Source organism: Frankia nepalensis (assembly GCF_016786325.1).
In the GTDB taxonomy this organism is placed as follows: Bacteria; Actinomycetota; Actinomycetes; order Frankiales; family Frankiaceae; genus Pseudofrankia; species Pseudofrankia nepalensis.
Genome location: NZ_JADWYU010000061.1, coordinates 1 through 9131 on the forward strand (window position 1 = coordinate 1; position 9131 = coordinate 9131).

The following is a 9131-nucleotide window of genomic DNA, read 5'->3' on the forward strand; positions in this document are numbered from 1 at the left end:
GCGGGACGTACCGGGCGGCCCGCGGCCTGGCGGGCACTCGCCCAGGGTCTTGGGCGGCTAGCGGGTCACGGGGCTGGAACGCACCGCCCCCACCCGGGACACGCCCCGGACGGCTCCTCGCCGCGCCCACCAGGCATCCATCCCCGTGACATCACCGCGGTGATCCGGTCATGCGCTGTGGCTGCGAATCCGACCCCTTTCACAGCCACACGGTATGACCCGACACGGCCGACCAGTGGATCTCCGCGTTCCACGGCACGTGGGTGGCAATCCGCGGGAAAGGTTCTGCGTCGGACCCGCTACACGCTCTCTCTGCCGGACCGGACGCCCGGAATCATCGGTATGGCACGCCGCGCGGGAGACCAAGCGGGAGAGAGGGGAGTCGCGAGGGTGGGAGAAGACACGTGGCCGCCGGCGAGGCTGCCGGACGTGACGCCGGCCGAGTTCGGTCGCCTCGACTTGCGGGTCGGCCGAATCGTGGACGTGCGGGACTTCCCGACGGCGCGGCGGCCGGCCTGGCGCCTGGCCGTCGATGTGGGGCCCGGGACCGGTGTACTGACGACCAGCGCGCAGGTCACCAACTACTCTCGCGACGAACTGCTGGGCCGTCTCGTCGTGGTCGCCGTCAACCTCGGCGTGAAGCAGATTGGTCCGGTGCGCAGCGAATGCCTGGTGCTCGGCGCCGTGGGGGAGGACGGTTTGGTCACTCTTCTCGGCGTTCCCGAGGGTACGGAACTCGGCAGCCGGATCGCCTAGGGCCCGGATCGCCCAGGACAAGGCCCCGCGGGTAGGACGAGCGGCTCGGGAGACGATCCGAACCTGACCGTGGCGCGCGACGTCTAACAGCGTGACGTCGACCGACGGCTTCCGGACCCGGACCCCCGAACCGCCGGCCGCTGAACCACTGGCCCTCGAACCGGCGGTCCCTGGAGGTGCGGAAGTGGCTGGTGTCATCCGGGTGCAGGGCTTGCGGACGTTGGTGCTGGTCGCCGGGTTGGCGCTGTTCCTGGGCGCCGCGGCCTGCGGCTCTGACGGGGCGGAGCCGGCGCCCGGCCAGGGCACGGGCCCGATCGGCAGCTCGCCGGCGTCGCCTAGTGGGACCAGTCAACAACCCCATCCGGCGCCGACCGGTACGACGGCCCCGCCGCCGACGGCACGTCCCACGAGCCCGGCGTCGCCCGGCCCGGCCAGTCCCACGGGGCCTGCCGCCGGCACGGGTACGCCCGAGGCGGTCAGTCCGGTTGAGGAGGCGACACTTGCGCCGGGGCAGTCCGCGCGGTTCGCCGGTGGCGCGTTCACCGTCCGTTTCGTCGCTGTCCCGGAAGACAGCCGCTGCCCGGTATCTGATCAGGTGGCCTGCGTGTGGGCCGGCGACGCGGTGGTCAGCGTCAGCGTCTCGGGTCCCGGCCTGCCGGAGACCTCGCTCGAGCTGCACACCGATCGGCAGCGTGGGCCCGCCGCCACCGTGGCGGGCCACGAGATTCGCCTGGTACGGCTCGAGCCGGAGCGGACCACCACCGGTCCCGTCGACCCGGGCGCCTATCGCGCGACGGTGCGGGTAAGCCGGCTCTGACCGTCCAACCCCGGCCCCGATCGTTTGGCGCCGTGCGCCAGGGCCGAGTGCCCAGGGCCCAGCGCCCAGCGGCCGCTGGCCAGTGGCCGGGAAGCCGCGGGACCGACGGCCGATGGCCGATGGCCGATGGCCCTCGGGCCCGCGGCCGGTGAACAGGAACGCCAACGGCTGGGGCAGCCAGGCGGCCTGGCACCGCCGCATGCTCCGTGGCAATCGTCTCGCTGGCATCCGATAGATGGACGTCCTACTATCGGTTTGCCAACTAGCTTCGCCGCGCGGCGAGCCGTTACAGGGGAGTGCATGCCGATGAGCGCGACCTCCGCCCTCCACACGCCGGTCTACCCGTTCCGGGCAGTCACGGCCGGGTCGCTGTTCGACGGGCACGACGCGGCGATCAACATCATGCGGCGCCTGCTGCAGGCACAGGGCGCGGAAGTGATTCACCTCGGCCACGACCGTGGCGTCGAGCAGGTGGTCACGGCGGCGGTCCAGGAGGACGCCAACGCCGTCTACGTGTCCTCCTACCAGGGCGGTCACGTCGAGTACTTCACTTACCTGGTCGAGCGGCTTCGCGAGCGCGGAGCGGGCCACGTCAACGTCTACGGCGGCGGTGGCGGCGTCATCGTCGCCGAGGAGATCGAACTGCTGCACGCGCGCGGCGTGCGGCGGATCTTCTCGCCGGCCGACGGGCAGCGCCTCGGCCTCCCGGCAATGATCAATCTCACCCTTCAGGAAAGCGACCGGGACCTCGCGGTCACCGCGCCCTCGCTTGATGCGTTGCTCGCGGGCGACGAGGCGGCGCTCGCCCGGGCGATCTCCGTCCTGGAGACCGGCCGCGGTTCGGATCTCGCCGAAGGGCTGCGCGCCGCGGCCAGCCGCCGCGCCGTTCCGGTGCTCGGAATCACCGGGACCGGCGGCTCCGGCAAGTCCTCGCTCACCGACGAACTGATCCGGCGGCTGCGACTCGATCAGGAAGACAAGCTGCGGATCGCGGTGATCGCGGTCGACCCGACCCGTCGGCGCGGCGGAGGCGCGCTGCTCGGCGACCGGATCCGGATGAACGCTCTCGGCGACACCGCCCCCGGCGGCCCGGTCTACTTCCGGTCACTGGCCACTAGGACCGCCGGCTCCGAGGTTCCCGAGCATCTCGCCGATGTGATCGCCGCGACCAAGGCGGCGGGCTTCGACCTCGTCGTCGTGGAGACGCCAGGCATCGGGCAGGGTGACGCGGCCATCGTGCCGTTCTGCGATGTCTCCCTGTATGTGATGACGCCGGAGTACGGCGCGGCCTCCCAGCTCGAAAAGATCGACATGCTGGACTTCGCGGACGTCGTCGCCGTCAACAAGTTCGAGCGGCGGGGCGCGGACGACGCCCGCCGCGACGTGGCGCGTCAGCTGGTCCGCAACCGAGAGGCCTTCGGTACTCCCTGGGAGGAGATGCCGGTCTTCGGGACCTCGGCCGCGCGGTTCAACGACGACGGGGTCACCGCGCTCTACCAGGAGCTGAAGAAGCTGCTTGGCGAGCACGGCCTCGCCCTCGGGCCTGGAACGCTGCCGACGGTCACCGGGCGGACGTCCACCGCGCTGGCCACCGTTGTCCCGCCAAAGCGGGTGCGTTACCTCGCCGAGGTCGCCGAGACGGTCCGCGGCTACCACGCGAGGACGGAGCAGCAGGCCGAGGCGGCTCGGCGCCGTCAGCACCTGACGACCGCCCGCGAGGCGCTGGACGCGGCCTCCGCCGTCCTTCCCGAGGGCACGCCGGCGCCGGCGGCGGCCGTCGCGGCGCTGCGCGACGAGGCCGACGCCGCGCTCGATCCCGACGTGCGCAAGCAGATCGAGGGCTGGCCGGCGCTGGTCGCCGAGCGGTCCGGCGACGAGATGGTCTACCGGGTGCGCGACAACGAGATCCGCACGCCGCTCACCCGGACGACGCTGTCGGGCACCAAGGTCCCGCGGGTGGCGCTGCCGAAGATCGACGATGACGGTCGCCTGGTCCGCTTCCTGCGCCGGGAGAACCTGCCGGGCCTCTTCCCGTTCACCGCCGGGGTGTTTCCGTTCAAGCGGACCGGCGAGGCACCCGCCCGGATGTTCGCCGGTGAGGGCGACGCCTTCCGTACCAACCGTCGTTTCCACTTCCTGTCCGAGGGCGCGGCGGCGACCCGGCTTTCCACGGCGTTCGACTCGGTCACGCTCTACGGCCGGGACCCGGCCACCCGTCCGGACATCTACGGCAAGGTCGGCACCTCGGGCGTGTCCATCGCGACCCTCGACGACATGAAGGTGCTGTACGACGGCTTCGACCTCTGCTCGCCGACCACCAGCGTGTCGATGACGATCAACGGCCCTGCGCCGGCCATTCTGGCGATGTTCCTGAACACCGCGATCGACCAGCAACTGGCGAACTTCACCGCCGAGAATGGCCGTGAACCGTCGGCCGACGAGGCCGCGACCATCCGGGCCAGGGCGCTGGCGACCGTCCGCGGCACCGTGCAGGCCGACATCCTCAAGGAGGACCAGGGCCAGAACACCTGCATCTTCTCCACCGAGTTCGCCCTGCGCTGCATGGCGGACGTGCAGGAATGGTTCATCGAGAACTCGGTCCGCAACTTCTACTCGGTCTCGATCTCCGGCTACCACATCGCCGAGGCCGGGGCCAACCCGATCAGCCAGCTCGCGTTCACGCTCGCCAACGGTTTCACCTACGTCGAGGCCTACCTGGCCCGCGGCATGAAGATCGACGACTTCGCGCCGAACCTGTCGTTCTTCTTCTCCAACGGCATGGACGCCGAGTACAACGTGATCGGTCGCGTCGCCCGCCGGATCTGGGCGGTCGCCCTGCGAGAGAAGTACGGCGCCGCCGAACGCTCGCAGAAGCTCAAGTACCACGTCCAGACGTCCGGACGGTCCCTGCACGCGCAGGAAATGAACTTCAACGACATCCGGACCACGCTGCAGGCATTGTGCGCGATCTACGACAACTGCAACAGCCTGCACACCAACGCCTTCGACGAGGCGGTGACGACGCCGACCGAGCAGTCGGTGCGCCGCGCACTCGCGATCCAGATGATCATCGACAAGGAGTGGGGCCTCGCCGGCAACGAGAACCCGCTGCAGGGCTCGTACATCATCGAGGAGCTGACGGACCTGGTCGAAGAGGCCGTCCTCGCCGAGTTCGAGCGGATCTCCGAGCGCGGTGGCGTGCTCGGCGCGATGGAGACCGGCTACCAGCGCGGCCGGATCCAGGACGAGTCGATGCTCTACGAGCACCGCAAGCACGACGGGTCGCTGCCCATCATCGGCGTCAACACCTTCCTCGCCCCGCACGACTCGGACGACGCCGCCACCGCCCTCGAACTCGCCCGAGCCACCGAGGCGGAGAAGAAGTCCCAGCTCGACCGGCTCGCCGACTTCCACCACCGGCACCGGGACGAGGCCCAGGAGGCGCTGCGCCGGCTGCGCGACGCCGCGGCCGCGGGCGGCAACACCTTCGCGGAGCTGATGGCCGCCGTCCGGGTGTGCTCGCTCGGCCAGATCACGGACGCCTTCTTCGAGATCGGCGGCCAGTACCGCCGCAACGTGTAGGCCCAGGCGCCTCGGAGGTCGCTGGCGCGACCGCTCGGCGCCTGGGCATCGGGCGCTGAGCGCCCTCCGGACCAGGTCCCGGGCCGGGACGGGAGTCTGGGCTGGGCCTGGTCCGAGGCCGGGTTGTTGGCGGGGTCGCGTTGGTTGGCGGCGGTCGTTCGGTCGTGTGCCGTCGTTCGTCTCCCTGGCGTCCAGACAGGGTTGGGCGCCTCGGGGGTCGCTGGCGCGACCGTTCGGCGGCTGGACGTCGGGCGCTGGGCGCCCCGCGGACCGGGTGCCGGCTCGGGCCGGGGTCTGGGCCGGGTTGGTCCGGGGGCGGGCTGGTGGCCGGACGCTGTCCAGCGGAAGTCGGTTGGGTTGCGGGGCGTTGTCGGTTACCCGCCTGTGGTGACGGCCAAAGAGGGCGGGAGCGGCGGCTGGGCGAGCGACCAGCGGTTCGGCGGGAGCGGCGGCCGGAGGGCGTGGTGGCGCGCTACGGCGCCCCGCTTTGCCATGACGTCCGGACGTGGGATGCAATGGACCCAGTACCGCGACATCGCGCCGTCGTGACCGGCGGCGCCAGCACCCGCCGGAGCGCCCGTACCGTGCCGCGCAAGCCCCTCCCCTTCGACCCGATCGCCGAGGCCCGTCGGCAGTGGTCCGCGCACGGCTGGGCCGAGGCAGCCGACGGGATGGCCGCCGTCACCTCGCTGATGCGCGCCCAGCAGATCGTGCTGGCCCGCGTCGACGAGGTGCTGCGGCCGTTCGAGCTGACCTTCGCCCGCTACGAAGTGCTGATGCTGCTGCTGTTCAGCCGCGCGGGCAGCCTCCCGCTCAACCGGATCGGCGTCCGCCTGCAGGTCCACCCGACCAGCGTCACCAGCGCCGTCGACCGGCTCGAGGCCCGCGGCCACGTGCGTCGCATCCCGCATCCGACCGACCGCCGGGCGATCCTCGCCGAGATCACCGACGAGGGCCGGGCGACCGCGCTCGCCGCGACGGAGAAGCTCAACGACACGGTCTTCGCCGACCCCGGCCTGCCCGAGGGCGGCATCGACACCCTCGTCGCCCTGCTCGACGACATGCGCCGCGCCGCCGGCGACTTCTGACCCACCCCGGCCCGAGCCCGGGGCCAGGTGTCCCCACCGGATCGGCATGCCGATCCGGTGGCTCTGGAGCGCGCGCCAGCGGCCCGCCCCGCGTGACCTGGCCACGAGCCCGACCCCTGGCCAGGACCGGCCCCGGCCTTCAGACCGACCCGGGACCGGCCAGGGCGGGCGCTCAGCGCCCGGCGGCGGAGCCGGGGTTCCTGCCGGATCGGCGGAGTTCGCGGGGCAGATCTGGGAGGTCCGGACGGTCACGCGAGCGACCTTGAGCCGACCGCCCTACGCCGGCGGGGCGGCCTGGCCGCCGGCGGCCAGGCCGCGCAGCGCGGCGAGGACGCCGGCGACGTCCGGCCAGGTGGGGGGGACCGGGCCGGTGGCGGCGGGCCGGTCGACCATGACGACGGGCAGGCCGAGCGTCCGGGCGGCGTCCAGCTTCGCGACGGTCAGCGCGCCGCCGCTGTCCTTCGTGACGAGCACCCGGACGTCGTGGGCACGCAGCAGCCGTGTCTCGCCGTCGACCGTGTAGGGGCCGCGGTCGAGCACGACGGTGTGCCGGGGCGGCAGCACGTCGGTGGGCGGATCGACGGCCCTGATCAGGTAGTGGCGGTCACGGTCGGTGGCGAACGGCGCGAGCTGCCGGCGACCGGTGGTGACGAACACCCCGCGGCCCGGGGGACACAGCGCGCGGGCCCGGTCCGCGGCCGCCGGCAGGTCCCGCGCGCGGTGCCAGTCGTCGCCGGGGCCAGGCGTCCAGCCAGGCCGGGTGAGCTGCAGCAGGGGCACGGAACCCGGGCCCGCCGGATCGCCGGCCAGCGCGCCGGCCGGGTCGTCGCCGTGCCCCGGGGGAGCGCAGGCGGCCACGGCATGCGCGGACATCGTCGCGGCGAACGGGTGCGTGGCGTCGACGACGGCCTCGATCCCGCGGGCGCGCAGGAACGCGCGCAGGCCGGCCACCCCGCCGAAGCCGCCGATCACGGTCTCGCCCGCGGGCAGCGCGGGGTCGCGTACCCGTCCCGCGAGCGACGTCGTGACGGTGACGCCCGGCTCGTCGACGAGGGCGGCGGCGAGGTCCCGGGCCTCGCGCGTGCCGCCGAGGATCAGGACACGCACGAGCGGTCCCGCTCCACCGAGTACAGATGGCTGTCGCGGAAGCCCTCGGCGGCCAGCGCGTCGCCGACGATGATGACCGCCGCCCGGCGTATCCCCGCGGCGCGCACGGCCGCGGCGACGGTGTCCAGGCGGCCGCGCAGCACGACCTGGTCCGGCCGGGACGCCCAGGCGACCACGGCGACGGGGGTGTCCGCTCCGTACACCGGCAGCAGCTCCGCGACCACCGCCTCGATCCGCTGCACGGACAGGTGGATCACCATGGTCGCCCGGGCGGCCCCGAGGGCCGCGAGCGTCTCCCCGGACGGCATGGCCGAGGCGTTCTCGCTGGTGCGGGTCAGCACGACGCTCTGCGCGACGCCCGGCACGGTCAGCTCGCGGCGCAGCTCGGCGGCGGCCGCCGCGAAGGCCGACACCCCGGGGCACACGTCGTAGGGGACGCCGGCCGCGTCGAGGCGGCGCATCTGCTCGGCGACGGCGCTGAACACCGACGGGTCGCCGCTGCACAGCCGGGCGACGTCGAGGCCCGCCGCGTGGGCGTCGAGGAGGTGGCCGACGATCTCGTCGAGGGTGAGCCGCGCGGTGTCGACGAGCCGGGCGTCCGGTGGGCAGTGCGCGAGCACCGCCGGGTCGACCAGGCTGCCCGCGTACAGGCAGACGGGCGACGCGGCGATCAGGTCGCGCGCGCGCAGAGTGATCAGGTCGGCGGCGCCTGGGCCGGCACCGATGAAGTGGACGGTCATCGCGTCGCTCCCCGGAGTTCGTGGCTTGGACAGACGGCAGTGGACGGGCGGCAGTGGACGGGCGGTAGTGGACGGGCGGTAGTGGACGGGCGGCGGCGGTCCGGCCCCCGGCGGCGTGGCCGCCCGGGCAGGTGAGGCCCAGCCGGGGGACCACCAGGCTGGTGGCCGGGCTGGTGCCGTACCAGCGACACCCACCCGGCCACTGACCCGTCCCGTGAGTGGCGGCCTCGAAGTGTCCGCCAGAACGCGAGCCAGGGACCGCGTTCTGACGGACAAGTCCGGGGACACGACACAAACGACCAAAGCAACCGGCCGCCCGACCCCGGCGGGGCGGTCTCCGGACCTGTCCGCTGTCACGCGAGCCAGGGACCGCGTTACCGCGGACACTTCACGGGCACCGGCCCACGGCACCGGCCTACGGCGCGGGCAAATCTTCGCTGATGCGGCACTAGGACCGGCCGCTGGTCGATCTGGTCGCGCCGCCACTCGGGTGCTCGGAGTTCGGGTACTCGGAGTTCGGGTAGTCGGAGCCGGCCGGGGCGTCGAGTGGCATGGTGTGCACCCACTGGGTGACCGGGAGTGCCGGGCGGAAGGCGGTGTAGGCGCCGACCGGCTCGGCGCGCGAGATCGCGATCCGGCGCAGCCGGCCGCCGACGCGGCGCCGCCAGTCGGCGAGCACCGCCTCCGTCTCGATCGTGACCGCGTTGGCGACGAGGCGGCCGCCGGGCCGCAGCGCCGCCAGACAGGCCTCGATCACCCCGGGGGTGCTCGCGCCGCCGCCGACGAACACGGCGTCCGGCGCGGGCAGCCCGTCGAGCGCGCCCGGCGCCCGCCCCTCGACGACGCGCAGCACGCCCCGGACGTCCCAGATCGCTGGCCTCCCAGCGGACCTGCCGGATCGACCTAGTCGATCCGGCAGGGACCCTGTCGCCGATCCGGCGGGGGCCCCGGCCGCGCCGCGGCCGGGCCCCACGACCGCCCCCGCGCGCCCGCGGGCGGTGTCCCGGGCGGGGGCGGCGCCGTCCCGCCCCGGCGCGACCG

Annotated in this window: 6 protein-coding genes and 1 pseudogene; 4 read left to right on the forward strand and 3 right to left on the reverse strand. The window is 73.4% G+C overall.

Going from position 1 to position 9131, the window contains the following annotated elements:
- Positions 1–429 precede the first annotated feature (429 nt).
- From I6A81_RS02730 to I6A81_RS02745, 4 genes are all read left to right on the forward strand, one after another.
- Positions 430–756, forward strand: coding sequence for a tRNA-binding protein (locus I6A81_RS02730; RefSeq protein ID WP_203007374.1), 327 nt, complete (start codon positions 430–432; stop codon positions 754–756).
- Positions 757–940: 184 nt separating this feature from the next.
- The gene (locus I6A81_RS02735) at positions 941–1573 is read left to right on the forward strand and encodes a hypothetical protein (protein ID WP_203007373.1); all 633 of its coding nucleotides are present in this window, start codon (positions 941–943) and stop codon (positions 1571–1573) included.
- A 306-nt stretch (positions 1574–1879) separates the two neighbouring features.
- Positions 1880–5155 carry a fused isobutyryl-CoA mutase/GTPase IcmF gene (icmF, locus tag I6A81_RS02740; protein ID WP_203007372.1) on the forward strand — a complete coding sequence of 1092 codons (3276 nt, stop codon included), beginning with the start codon at positions 1880–1882 and terminating at the stop codon, positions 5153–5155.
- A gap of 584 nt (positions 5156–5739) precedes the next feature.
- The gene (locus tag I6A81_RS02745) at positions 5740–6243 is read left to right on the forward strand and encodes a MarR family winged helix-turn-helix transcriptional regulator (RefSeq protein WP_203007371.1); all 504 of its coding nucleotides are present in this window, start codon (positions 5740–5742) and stop codon (positions 6241–6243) included.
- Positions 6244–6519: 276 nt separating this feature from the next.
- On the opposite strand, the gene I6A81_RS02750 is transcribed toward I6A81_RS02745, so the two are convergent.
- The 3 genes and pseudogenes from I6A81_RS02750 to I6A81_RS42920 all read right to left on the reverse strand — a co-directional run.
- Positions 6520–7350, reverse strand: coding sequence for a precorrin-6A/cobalt-precorrin-6A reductase (locus tag I6A81_RS02750; RefSeq protein ID WP_203007370.1), 831 nt, complete (start codon positions 7348–7350; stop codon positions 6520–6522).
- The gene (cobM, locus tag I6A81_RS02755; RefSeq protein WP_203007369.1) at positions 7338–8090 is read right to left on the reverse strand and encodes a precorrin-4 C(11)-methyltransferase; all 753 of its coding nucleotides are present in this window, start codon (positions 8088–8090) and stop codon (positions 7338–7340) included. Before cobM ends, I6A81_RS02750 begins: the two co-directional genes overlap by 13 nt.
- Positions 8091–8538: 448 nt before the next feature.
- A pseudogene (locus I6A81_RS42920) lies at positions 8539–9131 on the reverse strand (hypothetical protein); the annotation flags it as partial.

Bases quoted from the DNA above. Each gene is read 5' to 3' on its own strand.
- icmF (WP_203007372.1), top strand. From the start codon at position 1,880: ATGAGCGCGACCTCCGCCCTCCACACGCCGGTCTACCCGTTCCGGGCA.
- cobM (WP_203007369.1), bottom strand. From the start codon at position 8,090: ATGACCGTCCACTTCATCGGTGCCGGCCCAGGCGCCGCCGACCTGATC.